This window comes from Streptomyces sp. NPDC056734 (genome assembly GCF_042790455.1).
GTDB lineage: Bacteria > Actinomycetota > Actinomycetes > Streptomycetales > Streptomycetaceae > Streptomyces.
Genome location: NZ_JBHTZD010000039.1, coordinates 41,143 through 58,177, shown reverse-complemented (window position 1 = coordinate 58,177; position 17,035 = coordinate 41,143). Strand labels below are relative to the sequence as shown.

Here is a 17,035-nt window from a genome sequence, read left to right as displayed (position 1 = left end):
GTCTCCGACTCTATCAGATCCTTTTCTCGACCTGACCCCCAGTCAGCGGGGTTTGTCTTCCCGGCCCTGCGGCCGTTCCGACGAGTGAGACTTTAGCGGATTCCTGGCTCCCGACCTAATCGGGGGCGCCGCGTCCTTTCGAACGAGGATTCCTCATTTCGCAAATTCCCATGCCGACAATACGGCGGGCAGACGGACAGATGACTGCCCGGCTGTTCACCGAGAGTGGTGGGGACTTGCGGAATGGCTGTCCGGGGACCGACCTGGATCGGCGCTCACGCTGGACAGCCCGGAGAACATTACGTATCGGCATGTCGGGTGTCAACTCTCGTCCGGACGGCACTCCGGAGGCGTACGGTGGTCGACATGACGACGCGTACGTGTTCCCAGCTCTGGTGGGCCGCCTGACGGCGGCCGGAGTCACGTATGCATTCGACGGCCGCCGCCTCGGCGGCCGTTCTTGTTTCTCCCTTCTGAGGGGCCGGCCGGTGGGTGCGGTGGTCCTGAGCAGGAGGTGGAGAGATGAAGCGGGTTTTCAGCGGGGTCAAGCCGACCGGGCATCTGACGCTGGGGAACTATCTGGGGGCCATGCGGCAGTGGGCCGCGGTGGATCAGCACCAGGCGGACGCGTTGTTCTGCATCGTGGATCTGCACGCCCTGACCGTGGAGCACGATCCCGCGCGGGTGCGCAGGCTGAGCCGGCAGGCGGCGACGCTGCTGCTCGCGGCGGGACTGGATCCGCGGCTGTGCACCGTATTCGTACAGAGCCATGTGGATGAGCATGCGCGGCTGTCGTATCTGCTGGAGTGCGTGGCGACGGACGGCGAGATGCGGCGGATGATCCAGTACAAGGAGAAGGCCGCGCGGGAGCGGGCGCGGGGCGGGAGTGTGCGGCTGTCGCTGCTGACGTATCCGGTGCTGATGGCGGCGGACATCCTGGCGTACGGGGCGGATCAGGTGCCGGTGGGGGATGACCAGACGCAGCATGTGGAGCTGGCGCGGGATCTCGCGGTGCGGTTCAACCAGCGGTACGGGCACGCGTTCGTGGTGCCGCGGGCGACGCATCCGGCGGTGGCGGCCCGGGTCATGAACCTTCAGGACCCCGTCTCGAAGATGGGGAAGAGCGAGGACACCGGGCCGGGGATCGTCTATCTGCTGGACGAGCCGGATGTGGTGCGCAAGAAGGTGATGCGGGCCGTGACGGACGGTGGGCGGGAGGTCGTGTACGACCGGGAGGCCAAGCCGGGGGTCGCGAATCTGCTGGAGATCCTCGCCGCGTGCACAGGTAGGAACCCGAACGGGCTGAGCGGTGCATATGAGTCGTACGGCGCTTTGAAGAAGGACACCGCGGAGGCGGTGGTGGAGGCTCTGCGGCCCGTACAGGACAGGCACAAGGAGTTGTGCGCGGATCCTGCGTACGTGGAGGGGGTGCTGCGGGATGGGGCGGAGCTGGCTCGGGGCATGGCGCGGCCGACGGTGGACGCGGCCTATCGGGCGATCGGGCTGCTGCCTCCGGCGGCGGCTGTGGACGGGGTGGTGGGGGTGCTGAACGCGGCCCGGTAGGCGCGTGGGCTGGTGTCGGTGTGTGTCAGGTGTTGCCGGAGGCCAGTTCGCGGCTGCGGTCGCGGGCGGCTTCCAGGGCGGCGATGAGGGCGGCCCGTACGCCGTGGCTCTCCAGTTCGCGGATGGCGTTGATCGTGGTGCCAGCGGGGGAGGTGACGTTCTCGCGGAGCTTGACGGGGTGTTCGCCGCTGTCGCGGAGCATCACGGCGGCGCCGATCGCGGACTGGACGATCAGGTCGTGGGCCTTGTCGCGGGGCAGACCGAGCAGGATGCCGGCGTCGGTCATGGCTTCGACCAGGTAGAAGAAGTAGGCCGGGCCGGAGCCGGAGAGGGCCGTGCAGGCGTCCTGCTGGGACTCGGGGACGCGCAGGGTCTTGCCGACGGCGCCGAAGATCTCCTCGGCGGTGGCGAGGTGGTCGGCGGTGGCGTGGCTGCCGGGGGAGATGACGGACATCGCCTCGTCGACGAGGGCGGGCGTGTTCGTCATGACCCGGACGACGGGGGTGCCGGCGGTCAGGCGCTCCTCGAAGAAGGAGGTGGGGATACCGGCGGCGCCGCTGATGATCAGGCGATCGGCCGGGATGTGCGGGGCGAGTTCATCGAGGAGGGTGCCCATGTCCTGCGGTTTGACCGTGAGGATCAGGGTGTCGGCGGTCTTGGCGGCTTCGGCGTTGGTGACGGGGGTGACTCCGTGGCGGGCGCGGAGTTCCTCGGCGCGCTCGGGGCGGCGGGTGGTGACCAGGAGATCATCGGGCGCCCAGCCTGCGCGGATCATGCCGCTGAGCAGGGCTTCGCCGATTTTGCCGGTGCCTAGGACTGCGACTTTCTGGGTCATGGTGCGGTGCCTTCCAGGGGTTGCGTCGTCCGCTTTCATCCTGGCACTCGGTCGCGTGGGGCGGATGGGGTGTCCGGTGGGCGGACGTCGGGGTCAGGTGGTGCGGCGGCGGAGGGTGGCCGCTCCCAGGCACAGGACGAGGAGGGCGCAGCCCGCGACGATCAGGACATCGCGGACGAAGTCGGCGGTCATGTCGGGGTGCTGGAGGACTTCGTTCATGCCGTCGACGGCGTAGGACATGGGGAGGACATCGGAGATGGCTTCGAGGGCGGGCTGCATCTGGTCTCGGGGGGCGAAGAGGCCGCAGAGGAGGAGCTGGGGGAAGATCACCGCCGGCATGAACTGGACCGCCTGGAATTCGGAGGCCGCGAAGGCCGAGACGAAGAGACCGAGGGCCGTGCCGAGGAGCGCGTCGAGCAGGGCCACCAGGAGGAGCAGCCAGGGGGAGCCCGTGACGTCGAGACCCAGGCCCCAGACGGCGAGGGCGGTGGCCAGGGCGGACTGGATGATCGCGAGGGTGCCGAAGGCGAGGGCGTAGCCGGCGATCAGGTCGCCTTTGCCCAGGGGCATGGCGAGCAGGCGTTCGAGGGTGCCCGAGGTGCGTTCGCGCAGGGTGGCGATGGAGGTGACCAGGAACATCGTGATCAGCGGGAAGATCCCGAGGAGGGAGGCGCCGATGTTGTCGAAGGTGCGTTCGTTGCCGTCGAAGACATAGCGCAGCAGGAAGAGCATCACGCAGGGGATCAGGATCAGCAGTGCGATCGTGCGCGGGTCGTGGTGGAGCTGGCGGAGCACGCGGGCGGCGGTGGCGAGAGTGCGGGAGGGGGTGAGGACGCCGGTCGGGGCGGTCGGGGTGGTGGGGACTACCGGGGTGGCGGGAGCGGCGAGCCCGGCCGAGGTGGCAGGGGTGGGCGTCGGGGGCGGTGGCGGGGTGGGGTCGGCGGTGGTCATACGGTGCGCTCCTTCGTACGGGCTGCTGCGGCGGCCTCGTCGACCAAGTGGAGGAAGGCTTGTTCGACGGTGTCGCTGCCGGTGCGGGTGCGCAGGGCGGCGGGGGTGTCGTCGGCGAGGATCTCGCCCTGGCGCATGAGGAGCAGGCGGTGGCAGCGCTCGGCCTCGTCCATGACGTGGGAGGAGATGAGGAGGGTGGCGCCACGGGTAGCGGCGATGGAGTGGAAGAGGTTCCACAGGTCGCGGCGGAGGACCGGGTCGAGGCCGACGGTGGGTTCGTCCAGGACGAGGAGTTCGGGGGTGCCGAGCAGGGCGACGGCCAGGGAGACGCGGCTGCGCTGGCCGCCGGAGAGATTGCCGGCGAGGGCGTCGGCATGGCTGGTCAGGTCGACGTCGGCGATGGCGCGGGTGACGTCGGCGCGGCGGTGGGCGGCGAAGGCGCGGCCGGGGGTGAGGACGGCGGCGAAGTAGGCGAGGTTCTGGCGGACAGTGAGGTCGTCGTAGACGGAGGGGGCCTGGGTGACGTAGCCGATGCGGCTGCGGAGGGTGGGGTGGCCGACGGGGTGGCCCAGGACGTCGAGGGTGCCGGTGACCTTGGCCTGGGTGCCGACGACGGCCCGCATGAGGGTGGATTTGCCGCAGCCGGAGGGGCCGAGCAGGCCGGTGATCTGGCCGGGCGGGACGGTGAAGCCGAGGTCGCGCAGGACGGTGTGGGGGCCTCGGATGACGGTGAGGTTCTGGGCTCGTACGGCCGGGGCTTTCGGGGTCGTCGGGGTGCTGGCGGGTGGTGGGTCGGGTGTGAGTGGGGGTGGAGGCGGGGGTGGGGGTGGAGGCGGGGGTGTTTTATTCACCATTCGATGAATAATGCTCCGGGGGGTGGGGCTCGTCAAGGGCTGGGTGGGTGGATGGGCGGTGGGGTGGGCGGTGGGGTGGGCGTGGGTCGGCATGGCGAACCCGGCGGCCCTGGGGTGGGGCGCCGGGTGCGGTGAGGGGGGTGGGGCGGGGGCGTCAGGGGTGGGTGGCCAGGAGGAGTTCCACGTCGTAGGTCTCCTCGATCTCGCCGTTCGGGAAATGGGTGAGGAGGTGGGCGCGCTCCTCGGTGAGGAAGGTGGTGCGGGTCTGTTCGTCGGCTACCAGGACGACCGAGTGGCTGCCGAGGTTGGCCAGATGGGTGTCGAGCGGGACCCGGCGGCTCCAGCGGACGCGGCGGCGGGTGAAGTCCGGGGTGGTGGGCGTGTTGGTGGTGTTGCCGATGATGCGGCGCAGTTCGGCGGCGGCGTCCCGGCCGAAGACGCGGTGGACGCGGGTGGACTGCTCGGCGATCCAGTCGATGTCGAGGGCGTCGGTGTTCCACCACAGGGCGAGGGCGCCGCCGGGACACAGCACGCGCAGGGCCTCCGGCAGGGAGCGGGCGGGGTCGGTCCAGTACCAGGACTGGGCGTAGGTGACCAGGTCGACGGAGGTGTCGAGAAGGGGCAGCTGGTCGCCGATGGCCCGGACGAGAGGGACGTCGGGGAGGGCTCGGCGGAACTCGGCGGCCATCCGTTCGCCGGGCTCGACGGCGATCACATCGGCGCCGCGCTCGCGCAGGAGTGCCGTCGCTATGCCGGTGCCGGCCCCGATGTCCGCTGCGCGGGCGCCGGTGAGGGGGCGGCCGGACAGTTCCTCGATGGCGTCGAGGAGGGCGGGCGGGTAGGAGGGGCGGTTGGCGGCGTACTGGGCGGCGGCGGAGTTGAAGGAGTGGGCGAGGGCGTCGGCGGGGGGAGGGGTGGGGGTGGGGGCGGACGCCGGTGAAGGAGTCGTCATACGGCCATGGTGGCCGAGGGTGCTCCGACAGCGGGGGCTATGAGCGGCGGCGCTTCTTCGAGGGGTTGCCGGTGCGGCGGTTCGTGCGCTTCTCGTGGCGGCGGCGGGACTCCTCGTACTCCTGGCGGCGGAGCTTCTCTCCAGGGGCCTCGATCAGGGAGCGGAAGAAATAGGCGACGAGGGAGCCGACGAAGCCGATGGTCAGGAGGCCGCGCAGGGAGGACTGGCGGTCCGGGTCGGGGCGCCGGGTGAAGCTCTCCCAGGTGCCGCGGAAGGCGAGCGCGCTGCACACCGCGAACATCACGACCACCAGGAGCGGGACGAAGCTGCCGGTGTCGGCGAGCTGAAGGCCCTGGTAGGCGAAGCGCAGGACCAGGCAGGCGGCGACGGCGGCGGCCAGGGAACCGGCGGCGGCGCCGAAGCGGCGCAGGACGTAGCGGTCGGTGTGGTCGACCCATGTGGTGCCGAAGAAACGGATCGGCTCGGGGCGGGGGCCCGTGGGGGTCTCCGTGGGGGCTTCCTTGGGGGGTGTCGGCTGGTCCGGGGTGCCGTTCGATTTCTCGCTCACCCGTCGATTATCACCGCCGGGTGGGGTTCCGTTCGGTCCCCGGTCGGTTCGGATGCGGCCGGTACGGTCCGGGCCGGTCGGGTTCGGCTCGATCAGGTCCCGGGCCGGTCGGGTTCGGGCCGGTCGGGTTCGGGCCGGTGCCCGGCGATCACGTGGTCGCCGGGCGCCGGGCACCCCGCCTAACCGATAGCGGGTGTCGAACTGGCCAGTGGCCAGTAGCGGAATCGGCCGTCGCCCCCTGACGTCAGGAGCAGCGTGGTGCCACGTAGCCGTCGCTGCCCGTGTTCACGTAGGCGTCGGAGACGTACTGGGCGTTGGCGATGCAGTCCCAGATGGACGAGGTGCCGTACGGGCCGGTGACGGAGTCGCCGGGGCGCTGGCAGTAGATCGGGACGGTGGCGCCCTCGGGGAGGACGCGGACGATGCTGTAGTAGACGCCGGGGCCGCTGCGGACGTTCAGCCGGACGCCCGGGGCGACCGGGTAGGCCCGCGCCAGTGCCGCGACCGATTCCGCCTCGGCCGGCACCTCAGCCGTGGCCGCGACCGGCGTCTCCGCGCTCTCGGCGGTCTCGGCGGTCTCAGTGTTCGCGATGTTCGCAGTGTTCGCGGTGTTCTCGATGTTCTCGGTGGCCATGTCGATCTCCCCCTGGATGAACGCTCATGAGGAACGCTTCACGCCAAATCATGTGGCGCACCGAGGCTAGCAAGGCCACAGAGGTTTCGTACGGGGCATCGACTAGGCTCAGCGCGTCGTGCGTGCGGAGGAGCATCCGGGGGTGAGCGATGCCGCCATGGCGCAGCACCGGTGCGGATCCGGAAGCGGAATCTCCGCGATACGCCGGACAGTATCTGCTGGAGGCCGAGTTGGGCTCCGGTGGGATGGGGATCGTGCATCTGGCGCGGTCGGCCTCCGGGTTGCGGCTCGCGGTGAAGGTCGTGCACGCGGAGCTGGCCCAGGACCCTGAGTTCAGGGGGCGGTTCCGGCAGGAGGTCGGGGCGGCGCGGAAGGTCAGCGGGGCGTTCACGGCGCCGGTCGTCGACGCCGATCCCGAGGCCGGACGGCCTTGGATGGCCACGCTGTTCATCCCCGGTCCGACCCTCGCCGAGCATGTGAAGCGGAACGGCGCGCTGCCCATCTCCCGGCTGCGCCAGCTGATGGCGGGGCTGGCCGAGGCGCTGCGGGACATCCACCGGGCCGGGGTCGTGCACCGCGATCTCAAACCCAGCAATGTGCTGCTCGCCGAGGATGGGCCGAAAGTCATCGACTTCGGGATCTCCCGGCCCTCGGACAGCGAACTGCGCACCGAGACCGGCAAACTGATCGGGACGCCGCCCTTCATGGCGCCGGAGCAGTTCCGCAGGCCCCGGGATGTGGGACCGGCCGCCGACGTCTTCGCGCTCGGGTCGGTCATCGTGCACGCGGCGACCGGCAGCGGGCCGTTCGATTCGGACAGTCCTTATCTGGTGGCCTATCAAGTCGTCCATGAAGAGCCGGACTTGACAGGGGTTCCGGACGATCTCGCGCCCCTGGTCGCCCGCTGTCTGGCCAAGGAGCCCGAGGACCGGCCGACGCCCGACGAGTTGATGACGAAGCTGCGGTCGGTGTCGGCGTCGTACGACACGCAGGCGTTCATACCGGAGCAGCGGGGGCGGCAGGACGATCCCTCCGAGGCGCCCACCCATCGGCGCGGGGTGCTCGCGGCGGACGGTTCCGTCCCCGGGCGGGGGCTGAGGGGCGTACGGCTGCGGTGGTCGCGGAGCGTACGGCGGCGGGGGCTGAAGGGCGTACGGCTGCGGTGGTGGATGGGGGTCGGGGCGGGGGCCGTCGTCGTCGCGCTCGGGGCCGGGGGGCTCGCGCTGACCGGGGACGAGCCCGCCCCGGCGGCGGCCGGGCCCGGGCAGCCGGGGCAGGACGAGGACTTCCGGCCCTGGGAGGCCGAGCTGAGCGCGGCGGGCGCCGAGGCCGCCGGGATGCCGCAGTGCGTGGACGCGCCCGACGCGCTGTACTGCACCCGGCCCGGACTGCTCGCCACCGCCGTCGATCCCGTCGACGGGTCGGTGCGCTGGTCGCGGGCCGACACACCGGCCGCGTCGGGGACGGACGCCGGGCAGAGCGGGGACGGGGTCGTCGAGCCTCCGGTCCTGTCGGGCGGGCTGCTGCATGTCGTCACCGACGGCGGGCGGCGGCTGGAGGCCCTGGACCCGGCCACCGGCGACACCGACTGGAGCCACGACCTGACCGGTTACGGCGGGCGGATCGCGCACGCGGGCGGGGTCGTGCTGCTCACCGCCGACGACTCCACGGTCACCGCGCTGGACGCGGCCACCGGGGAGCGGATGTGGGAGGGCCCGGTCGACGGGCTCACCCGGCCGGTGTTCCAGTCGTACGGGGACGGGAACGCGTACGCGGTCGGCATGGAAGGGGCGGACGGGGCGGACGGGGCGGACGAGACGCTGGTCACCGCCGTCGATCCGGAGACCGGGGTCACGCGCTGGCAGCAGGAGCTGACGGGCGCGCTCACCCTCGTCGGTGCGCGGGAGGGGGTGCTGTGGTTCACGTCGACGGCTGAGGCGTACTCCGACACCGACGCCGTCGTGCGCTACGATGTGGAGCTGCGGGCGATGCGGCGGATCCCGCTGCGCTATCCGGTCGCGGGCGCGCAGAGCGTCGTGGCGGACGCCGACCGGCTGTATCTGCTCGGTGCGGACGGGGCGCTGGTCGCGGTGGACGCGCGCGAGTCGGCGCAGGTGTGGCGGGTGGAGACGTCGGTGAGTTTTCCGTCGGCGCCGGTGGTGGACGGGACGCGGCTGTACTTCAGCGCCGGGGACGGGCGGGTCGTGGCCTTCGACACCGCGCGGGGCGAGTTGCTGGGGCAGACCGAGGCGCGGCCGGGCGCGGCACGCGAGTCCGTGGTGTCAGAGCTGCCGGAGCCGGTGGTGAGTGACGGCAAGGTGTTCGCGGCGGCCCCGGACGGGGTGCTGTTCGGGGTGGACGGGAGCGAGCCGGAGCGGTGGTGAGGCGGATCCGGGTCCACATGGTGGTGCCGGGCGGTGGTCCGCGTAGTGGTCCCGCGTAGTGGTCCCACGCGGCGGTCCCGGGCGGTCGTCCGCACAGTGGTCCCACGCGGCGGTCAGGGCAGTGGTGCAGGCAGAGGTCACCACAGATCCGGGGGGGTACGGGAGTGGCGAACCGACAGCCGCTGAGAGTGACGTACCGAAGGTCGCCGAACGGATGAGGAAGGGGCCGCACCCGTCACGTGCGGCCCCTTTTCACCGGCCGGCCCCCGGCCGGGCTCGGCTCACCGGCTCAGCCGAGCTTGCTGACGTCCCGGACCGCGCCCCGGTCGGCGCTGGTGGCCATCGCCGCGTAGGCGCGCAGGGCGGCGGAGACCTTGCGGGTGCGGTTCTCGGGGGCGTACACGCCGCCCAGGGCCTGTTCGCGGCGGGTCAGTTCGGTGTCGTCGACCAGCAGCTCGATCGAGCGGTTCGGGATGTCGATGCGGATGCGGTCGCCGTCCTCGACGAGGGCGATGGTGCCGCCGGAGGCCGCCTCCGGTGAGGCGTGGCCGATGGACAGACCGGAGGTGCCGCCGGAGAAGCGGCCGTCGGTGACCAGCGCGCACGCCTTGCCCAGGCCCCGGCCCTTCAGATACGACGTCGGGTACAGCATCTCCTGCATGCCCGGCCCGCCCTTGGGGCCCTCGTACCGGATGACGACGACATCGCCCTCCTTGATCTGCTTGCTCAGGATCTTCTCGACGGCCGCCTCCTGCGACTCGCAGACCACCGCAGGACCCTCGAAGGTCCAGATGGACGCGTCGACGCCCGCTGTCTTCACAACGCAGCCGTCGACCGCCAGGTTCCCCTTGAGCACGGCGAGGCCGCCGTCCTGGGAGTACGCGTGCTCGGCGGAGCGGATGCAGCCGCCCTCGCCGTCCTCGTCGAGCGCCGCCCAGCGCTCGGACTGGGAGAACGCCTCGGCGGAGCGGACGCAGCCCGGGGCCGCGTGCCACAGCTCGACGGCCTCGGGGGACGGGGAGCCGCCGCGCACGTCCCAGGTCTTGAGCCAGTCGGCGAGGGACGGGCTGTGCACGGCGTGCACGTCCTCGTTGAGCAGGCCCGCGCGGTGCAGTTCGCCGAGCAGCGCCGGAATGCCGCCCGCGCGGTGCACGTCCTCCATGTAGTACGTACGGTCCTTGGCGACGTTCGGCGCGACCTTCGCCAGGCACGGCACGCGCCGCGACACGGCGTCGATCTCCGCCAGGCCGAACGGCACCTCGGCCTCCTGGGCGGCGGCCAGCAGATGCAGGATCGTGTTGGTGGAGCCGCCCATGGCGATGTCCAGGGCCATGGCGTTCTCGAAGGCCGCGAAGGTGGCGACGCTGCGGGGCAGGACCGATTCGTCGTCCTGCTCGTAGTAGCGGCGGGTCACGTCCATGACCGTGCGGGCGGCGTCGACGTAGAGCTGCTTGCGGGCCGTGTGGGTGGCGAGGACCGAGCCGTTGCCGGGCAGGGACAGGCCGATGGCCTCGGTCAGGCAGTTCATCGAGTTGGCCGTGAACATGCCGGAGCAGGAGCCGCAGGTCGGACAGGCGTTCTCCTCGATACGGAGGATGTCCTCGTCCGAGATGTTCTCGTTCACGGCGTCGGACATCGCGTCGACCAGGTCGAGCGTGCGGACCGTGCCGTCCACGAGGGTGGCGCGGCCGGACTCCATGGGGCCGCCGGAGACGAAGACCGTCGGGATGTTCAGCCGCAGGGCGGCGTTCAGCATGCCCGGGGTGATCTTGTCGCAGTTGGAGATGCAGACCAGGGCGTCGGCGCAGTGCGCCTCGACCATGTACTCCACGCTGTCCGCGATCAGGTCGCGGGAGGGCAGGGAGTACAGCATGCCGCCGTGGCCCATCGCGATGCCGTCGTCCACGGCGATCGTGTTGAACTCGCGCGGGATGCCGCCGGCCGCGACGATCGCCTCGCTGACGATCCGGCCGACCGGCGCGAGGTGGGTGTGACCGGGCACGAACTCGGTGAAGCTGTTGGCGACCGCGATGATCGGCTTCCGGCCGATGTCCGCACCGGGTACACCGGAGGCGCGCATAAGGGCGCGGGCGCCCGCCATGTTGCGGCCGTGGGTGACTGTGCGGGACCTCAGCTCGGGCATCGTCGCTCGCTCCTTCGGAGAGTTCCGGCGGTGTCGAACCGCCGGATTTCTGGCTCCTATGAGCGTACGCCCGTGCTCCAAGGGATGGACTCCATGTCCGGAATGCGGGATGTATGTCTCACCACGGGTTGGTGAGGTGCCCCTGTACGACCGGGGCCACCCGTTCAATGATCCGTTCGACGTCCACCGAGGCCAGCGGCTCCACCTTGATCACGTACCGGATCATCGCGATGCCCACCAGTTGCGAGGCGGCCAGCTCGGCTCGGAGTTCCGGCTCGGGCAGGGCGACCTCGTCGGCGATCCGGCGCAGCACCTGACCGGCGATGAGCCTGCTGAAGACGGTCCGGGCGGCCTCGTTGTTGACGGCGGAGCGGACGACGGCCAGCAGCGGCTTGCGGGTGGCCGGGTTCTCCCAGACGCCGAAGAAGAAGCGGGTCAGACGCTCGCCGGCGCCGTCCAGCGGGCCCTGGAGGACCACGTCCGGGGCGCTGAGCGCCGGGGCGGCGACGATCTCGACGGCCGCCTCGAAAACCTGTTCCTTGGTGCCGAAGTAGTGGTGGACGAGGGCCGGGTCCACCCCGGCCGCCTTGGCGATCCCGCGCACCGATGTCTTGTCGTACCCGCGTTCGGAGAACTCCTCACGGGCCGCCGCCAGGATGCGGTCACGGGTGGCGGGGCCGTCGGCGGTGTCGGTACGGGAGGGGCGGCCCCGGCGACGGGAGGGCGGGGCGGGGGTGGCAGGAGTGGCAGGGGGGTCGGGGCGGGCGGGGGCGGGTCCGGATCGGGGGGCAGGTCCGGGGTCGTCGCGGCCGGCGTCGGGGCCGGGGACAGGGCTGGGGCCGGGGCCGGTCATCGGCGTGGCACCCGTAGCGACGAGGCCAGATGGAGGCGGGTGAAGGCCAGGGCCTCCGCCAGGTCGGCCTCGCGTTCGGCGCTGGACATGGCCCGGCGGGTGTTGACCTCGATCACCACATGGCCGTCGAAGCCGGTCAGGGCGAGGCGCTCCAGCAGTTCGGCGCAGGGCTGGGTGCCGCGGCCGGGGACCAGGTGCTCGTCCTTGGCGGAGCCACGGCCGTCGGCGAGGTGGACATGGCCGAGCCGGTCGCCCATGCGGTCGATCATGTCGAGGGCGTCCGCGCGGGCGGTCGCCGTGTGGCTGAGGTCGATCGTGTAGTGCCGATAGTCGTCCTTGGTGACGTCCCATTCGGGGGCGTACGCCAGCATCTCGCGGTCGCGGTAGCGCCAGGGGTACATGTTCTCGACGGCGAAGCGTACGTCGGTCTCGTCCGCCATCCGCCAGATCCCGGTGACGAAGTCACGCGCGTACTGGCGCTGCCAGCGGAACGGGGGGTGGACCACGACCGTGCTCGCGCCGAGCTTCTCCGCCGCCGCGCGGGCGCGCTGGAGCTTGGTCCAGGGGTCGGTGGACCAGACCCGCTGGGTGATGAGCAGGCAGGGGGCGTGCACGGCGAGGATCGGGACCTGGTGGTAGTCGCTGAGTCTGCGCAACGCCTCGATGTCCTGGCTGACCGGGTCGTTCCAGACCATGACCTCGACGCCGTCGTAGCCCAGGCGCGCGGCGATCTCGAAGGCCGTCGCCGTCGACTCCGGGTAGACGGAGGCCGTCGAGAGGGCGACCTTCGCGTCCGGAATGCCGACGGGGTGTGCCACGAGGGAAAGGGTACGTGGGATTGGGGGTGGGGCTGGGCCGGGGCGGGGTTGGGGGTGGGGTTGGGGGTGGGGTGGGGCGGGGTTGGGACGTGGGGTGGGGCTTGGGTGGTGGCGCCTTCTGGGGGTTTGGGCTGGTCGCCGTGGGCGGGTGCGGTTGGTGGTGGGTTGCTCGCGCAGTTCCCCGCGCCCCTGTGGGGCGATGCCCGGGCGGCTCCCTATAGGCGGGCCTCAGGCGTGCGCCGCATAGGGGCGATGCTCGGGCGGCTGCCTATAGGCGGGGCTCGGTTCGGCCGGCCATGGGGCGGGCTCAGTCCGTGGGGGCCGTTGAGGCCATCGCCGTGCCCATGTGGTCCAGTTTGCGGAGGATGATGCCCTCGCGCAGGGCCCAGGGGCAGACCTCCACCCGCTCGACGGCGAAGAGGTCCATCGCACCCTCGGCGACCAGCGCGCCCGCGAGGAGCTGGCCCGCGCGGCCCTCGGAGACGCCGGGGAGTTCGCCGCGCTCGGCGGTGGTCATCCCGGCCAGACGCGGGACCCATGCCTCCAGGGACTCGCGCTTGAGGTCGCGCTGGACGTAGACGCCCTCGGCGCTGCGGGCGGCGCCGCCGATCCGGGCGAGCTGCTTGAACGTCTTCGACGTGGCGACCACATGGTCGGGGGCGCCGAAACGGCTGAACTCCCCCACCGTACGGGCGATCTGGGCCCGCACATGGCGGCGCAGGGCCCTTATCGCCGCCGGGTCGGGCGGGTCGCCGGGGAGCCAGGCGGCGGTGAGACGGCCGGCGCCGAGCGGGAGGGAGACGGCGGTGTCGGGTTCCTCGTCGATGCCGTACGCGATCTCCAGGGAGCCGCCGCCGATGTCCAGGACCAGCAGCTTTCCCGCCGACCAGCCGAACCAGCGGCGTACCGCGAGGAAGGTCAGCCGGGCCTCCTCCTCGCCGGTCAGCACACGCAGCTCGACGCCGGTCTCGTCACGCACGCGCGCGAGGACGTCATCGGCGTTGGTCGCCTCGCGCACGGCGGAGGTCGCGAACGGCAGGATCTCCTCGACGCCCTTGTCCTCGGCGGCCTGGAGGCACTCGTGGACGACCGTGATCAGCTGGTCGACGCCGTCGGCGCCGATGGACCCGTCCTCTTCGAGCAGTTGGGCGAGGCGCAGATCCGCCTTGTGCGAATGCGCGGGCAGCGGGCGTGCGCCCGGGTGCGCATCCACCACCAGCAGATGCACCGTATTGCTTCCCACATCGAGGACACCGAGTCTCATGGGCGGAACGCTACTGCCAGCGGTTCGGTGCACCGCGCCCGAGGCGGTTCCGAGGCCGTTCCGTGCCCGTCCTGAGGCGGTGGGGACAGTGGTGGGGAGAGGGGTTTCCAGGGTGGTCGCGCAGCGGGGTCCATGGACGGGCTCCGGCGACTTACCCTGGACCCGTGCCAAAGACGAAAAAGGCGAAGAGCGGCAAGACCGGCAAGGCTGTCAAAGCCGACAAGGTGGGCAAAGTCGGCAAGAAGGGTGTGGTGGCCGAGCGGGCGGACGCGGCCTCGGACGAGAAGGGGCTCGACTTCGCGCGCGCGTGGGTGGAGTTCCCGGATCCGGCGGACGACGAGCAGGTCTTCCGGTGCGATCTGACCTGGCTGACCTCCCGCTGGAACTGCGTCTTCGGAAGCGGCTGCCAGGGCATCCAGGCAGGCCGCGCGGACGACGGGTGCTGCACGCTGGGCGCGCACTTCTCCGACGAGGACGACGAGAAGCGGGTCGCCGGGCACGTGGCCCGGCTCACGCCGGACATCTGGCAGCACCACGGCGAGGGCACCCGGGACGGCTGGGTCTCCGAGGACGAGGACGGCGAGCGGCAGACCCGCCCCTTCCAGGGCTCGTGCATCTTCCAGAACCGGCCCGGCTTCGCCGGGGGCGCGGGCTGCTCGCTGCACATCCTCGCCGTACGGGAGGGCCGGGAGCCGCTGGAGACCAAGCCGGACGTGTGCTGGCAGCTGCCGATCCGACGCACCTTCGACTGGATCGACCGGCCCGACGACACCCGGGTGCTCCAGGTGTCGATCGGTGAGTACGACCGCCGAGGCTGGGGTCCTGGCGGCCATGACCTGCACTGGTGGTGCACCTCGGCGACCTCGGCGCACGGCGGGGGCGATCCCGTCTATGTCTCCTACCGCCCGGAACTGACCGAGCTGATGGGCAAGGCGGGCTACGACCGGCTGGTCGAGCTGTGCGAGGAGCGGCTGGGGGCGGGGCTGCCGCTGCTCGCGCCGCATCCGGCGGATCCGGTGGGGCCGCCGCCGGGGCCCGTGGGCCGGTAGGGCGTCCACGGCCGGTACGGAGGTACCGGCCGTACGTCGGACCGGTCCCCTTTGGTCCCCCTAGCCCCCCCGGTCTCACCGGTCTCACCGACCTCACCGACCTCACCGACCTCACCGAACCGCAGCGGACCCAACGCACGGGCTGAGCGACCCGGCCCCCGCTGTCGGGCCGCGCCAACCCACTGTCCGGCACCACGCGCGCGTGGCGCGAATGCGGGATCGGCGCTAGCTCGGGCTCGGATCCCCGCCCTCGGTCGGCGACGGGGTCGAGCCCGGGTCCGTCGGGGACGGGTCGGTGGGGGTCGGCTCGGGGTCCGTCGGGGTCGGGGGCGGGCTGCTGACCGGGTCGGTCGGGGCGGAGGTCGTCGGGGTGGGCTCGGGGGCGGAGGGTTCCGGGTCGGTCGGGGGCGGGGTGCCCGGCGGGGTGGGGCGCGGCTCGGACGGGGTGGGCGCGGTGCCGTAGCCCTCGATGGAGACGATGGCCCCGGCGGGCGAGATCGCCACCCGCGCGCTCCAGTGCCCGGAAGGCTCGCGCAGATGGTCCACGTACACCTTGATCGTCAACGTCTCGCCGGGCTGGAGGGTTCCCGAGGAGCGGCTGAGGTAGAGCCAGGCGGCCGCGGTGGAGGCGGACCAGCTCACGGGGGCGGTGCCGGTCGCGGTGAGGGTGATGAGGGTCGTGTCGCCACTGCTCGCGGCGGCCACCCCCAGCTGCGCGGCGCCCTTTTGTCCGGCGCCGGCGACGCTGATCACCTCGACGGCGACATCGGGGCGCTCACCGGTGCCGAAGCGGTCGGGGCGGGTGCCGGCGTTGCCCGCGTTCTGGTAGCCGCCGCCCGTGCCCCCGCCGCCCGTGCCCTCGCCGTCCTCCTGGGTGGCGCTCGCGCCGGGGCCGCCCTGTCCGTCGGCGATCGAGGGGTCACCGCGATAGGCCGACCAGAGGGCGATCACGGGCGCGGCGACGACCGTGGCGACGACGGTCGTGGTGACGGCACGCGCGCGTAGGCGGTCCCGGCGGGCGGCGCGGTCCTTGGGGTCCATCGGGAAGCCACGCCGGTCGTAGCGCGGTACGGCGGCGCCCCGCGCGCGTGGGTGGTGGGTCAGCGCCATGTGGAGCGCCGCGCGGGGGGCCGCCAGGACGGGCAGCTCGGCGGGGGTGACGGTGGCGCCGGGCCAGCGGCCGGGTACCGCGCGCTCGGCGGTACGGCGGCAGCGCGGGCAGTCGTCGACATGGCGCACCAGCTCGCGGCGCAGGGCGGTGCTGAGGACCAGCTGGTGGTCGCCGGTGAGCCGGGCGACGCCGGGGCAGCCACCGGCCTCCACGACGGCGAGCGCCGCGCGGGTGCGCTCCACCTCGCAGGCGGCGGAGGCGAGCAGTTCGCGGGCGGCGGCGAGGTCCATGCCGAGCACCGCGGCGACCTCGTGGGCGGCCAGGTGGTGACGTACGGCCAGTTCGAGCGCCTCGCGCTGCTCCGGGGTGGTCCCGGCGGCCTCTGGCCAGGCCAGCAGGGACAGTTCACGCCGCCGCAGCTCCTGCACCTCCTCGGCGACGGGCGGCTGCGGGGCGGAATGGGCGCTGGGGTGCGCGCCGGGGTGCGCCGGGGCCAGTGCGCCCGGGTATGCGCCACCTGGGTGGGTTCCGCTGTGGGCTCCGGTGTGGGTTCCCGTGTGGGGGCTCACGTGCTTGCCGGGGTGGCGGCCCGCCGCGTGGGTGCTCTGACGTTTCTGCTTGGCCTCGGCCAGCTTGCGCAGACAGGTCCAGCGGGCCAGCGCGTACAGCCAGGCGCGGCGGTCCCCGGGGGCCTCCGGGGCGCGTGTGCCCCGGCGCTCGGCCAGGGCGAGCGCGTCGCCGAGCGCGGTGGTCGCGGAGTCGTGGTCGCACAGGACGGACAGACAGTAGGTGAACAGGCCGTCCAGATAGGGCTCGTAGCGCGCGGGCGGACGCTGCGCCAGCGTGCGCGCCCCAGCGCGGTCACGCGCCTCCCTGCGCGCCCGGTGTGCGCCGGTGGTGCGGGTCGGTGTCTGCTGGCTGCTGGTCATCACTCGTGGACCGTAGGGCGCGCGCGACGGCCCCTTCTCCCACCTTGAGCACATTTAATCCGTACGGGTGAAACGATCCCTCAATGGGGGACAGGAACGATTCATTCCGTGGCCGATTCTTGACGGG

General features: G+C 72.1%; 14 protein-coding genes. 3 read left to right on the top strand and 11 right to left on the bottom strand.

The genetic code is table 11. The features are described 5' to 3' along the window. The first annotated feature begins 522 nt into the window (after positions 1 to 522). Positions 523 to 1,563: a tryptophan--tRNA ligase gene (gene trpS / locus ACFRFC_RS36425; protein WP_382692706.1), complete on the top strand. Its 1,041-nt coding sequence runs from the start codon at positions 523 to 525 to the stop codon at positions 1,561 to 1,563. A 25-nt stretch (positions 1,564 to 1,588) separates the two neighbouring features. Here trpS and proC read toward each other — a convergent pair whose 3' ends face one another. The 6 genes from proC to ACFRFC_RS36395 all read right to left on the bottom strand — a co-directional run bounded on the left by proC (position 1,589) and on the right by ACFRFC_RS36395 (position 6,357). Beyond that, the gene (proC, locus tag ACFRFC_RS36420) at positions 1,589 to 2,398 is read right to left on the bottom strand and encodes a pyrroline-5-carboxylate reductase (RefSeq protein ID WP_382692708.1); all 810 of its coding nucleotides are present in this window, start codon (positions 2,396 to 2,398) and stop codon (positions 1,589 to 1,591) included. A 93-nt stretch (positions 2,399 to 2,491) separates the two neighbouring features. Next, positions 2,492 to 3,349 carry an ABC transporter permease gene (locus ACFRFC_RS36415; protein WP_382692710.1) on the bottom strand — a complete coding sequence of 286 codons (858 nt, stop codon included), beginning with the start codon at positions 3,347 to 3,349 and terminating at the stop codon, positions 2,492 to 2,494. Then, positions 3,346 to 4,203, bottom strand: coding sequence for an ABC transporter ATP-binding protein (locus ACFRFC_RS36410; RefSeq protein ID WP_382692712.1), 858 nt, complete (start codon positions 4,201 to 4,203; stop codon positions 3,346 to 3,348). Before ACFRFC_RS36410 ends, ACFRFC_RS36415 begins: the two co-directional genes overlap by 4 nt. 154 nt (positions 4,204 to 4,357) lie before the next feature. Then, on the bottom strand, positions 4,358 to 5,155 hold the full coding sequence (locus tag ACFRFC_RS36405; RefSeq protein ID WP_382692714.1) for a class I SAM-dependent methyltransferase: 798 nt from the start codon (positions 5,153 to 5,155) through the stop codon (positions 4,358 to 4,360). 37 nt (positions 5,156 to 5,192) lie between these two features. Then, positions 5,193 to 5,723, bottom strand: a complete 531-nt coding sequence (locus tag ACFRFC_RS36400; protein ID WP_382692716.1) for an EamA/RhaT family transporter — start codon at positions 5,721 to 5,723, stop codon at positions 5,193 to 5,195. A 244-nt stretch (positions 5,724 to 5,967) separates the two neighbouring features. Beyond that, on the bottom strand, positions 5,968 to 6,357 hold the full coding sequence (locus ACFRFC_RS36395) for a peptidase (RefSeq protein WP_382692718.1): 390 nt from the start codon (positions 6,355 to 6,357) through the stop codon (positions 5,968 to 5,970). 149 nt (positions 6,358 to 6,506) lie between these two features. Between ACFRFC_RS36395 and ACFRFC_RS36390 the strand changes: the two genes are divergently transcribed. After that, positions 6,507 to 8,741 carry a serine/threonine-protein kinase gene (locus tag ACFRFC_RS36390; protein ID WP_382692720.1) on the top strand — a complete coding sequence of 745 codons (2,235 nt, stop codon included), beginning with the start codon at positions 6,507 to 6,509 and terminating at the stop codon, positions 8,739 to 8,741. 289 nt (positions 8,742 to 9,030) lie between these two features. Here ACFRFC_RS36390 and ilvD read toward each other — a convergent pair whose 3' ends face one another. From ilvD to ACFRFC_RS36370, 4 genes are all read right to left on the bottom strand, one after another. Then, entirely contained in the window at positions 9,031 to 10,884 is a 1,854-nt protein-coding gene (gene ilvD, locus ACFRFC_RS36385) for a dihydroxy-acid dehydratase (protein WP_382692722.1), read from the bottom strand. A 118-nt stretch (positions 10,885 to 11,002) separates the two neighbouring features. Next, positions 11,003 to 11,737, bottom strand: a complete 735-nt coding sequence (locus ACFRFC_RS36380) for a TetR family transcriptional regulator (RefSeq protein ID WP_382692724.1) — start codon at positions 11,735 to 11,737, stop codon at positions 11,003 to 11,005. Continuing rightward, a complete protein-coding gene (locus ACFRFC_RS36375; RefSeq protein ID WP_382692725.1) occupies positions 11,734 to 12,555 on the bottom strand; it encodes a sugar phosphate isomerase/epimerase family protein in 822 nt (273 codons plus the stop codon). Before ACFRFC_RS36375 ends, ACFRFC_RS36380 begins: the two co-directional genes overlap by 4 nt. Positions 12,556 to 12,862: 307 nt before the next feature. Continuing rightward, positions 12,863 to 13,819 carry a Ppx/GppA family phosphatase gene (locus ACFRFC_RS36370; RefSeq protein WP_382692727.1) on the bottom strand — a complete coding sequence of 319 codons (957 nt, stop codon included), beginning with the start codon at positions 13,817 to 13,819 and terminating at the stop codon, positions 12,863 to 12,865. A 224-nt stretch (positions 13,820 to 14,043) separates the two neighbouring features. On the opposite strand from ACFRFC_RS36370, the gene ACFRFC_RS36365 reads away from it, so the two are divergent. Further along, complete coding sequence (locus ACFRFC_RS36365; RefSeq protein WP_382692795.1) at positions 14,044 to 14,868, top strand: hypothetical protein; 825 nt, start codon at positions 14,044 to 14,046, stop codon at positions 14,866 to 14,868. Positions 14,869 to 15,093: 225 nt separating this feature from the next. Here ACFRFC_RS36365 and ACFRFC_RS36360 read toward each other — a convergent pair whose 3' ends face one another. After that, complete coding sequence (locus tag ACFRFC_RS36360) at positions 15,094 to 16,908, bottom strand: hypothetical protein (protein WP_382692729.1); 1,815 nt, start codon at positions 16,906 to 16,908, stop codon at positions 15,094 to 15,096. Positions 16,909 to 17,035 lie beyond the last annotated feature (127 nt).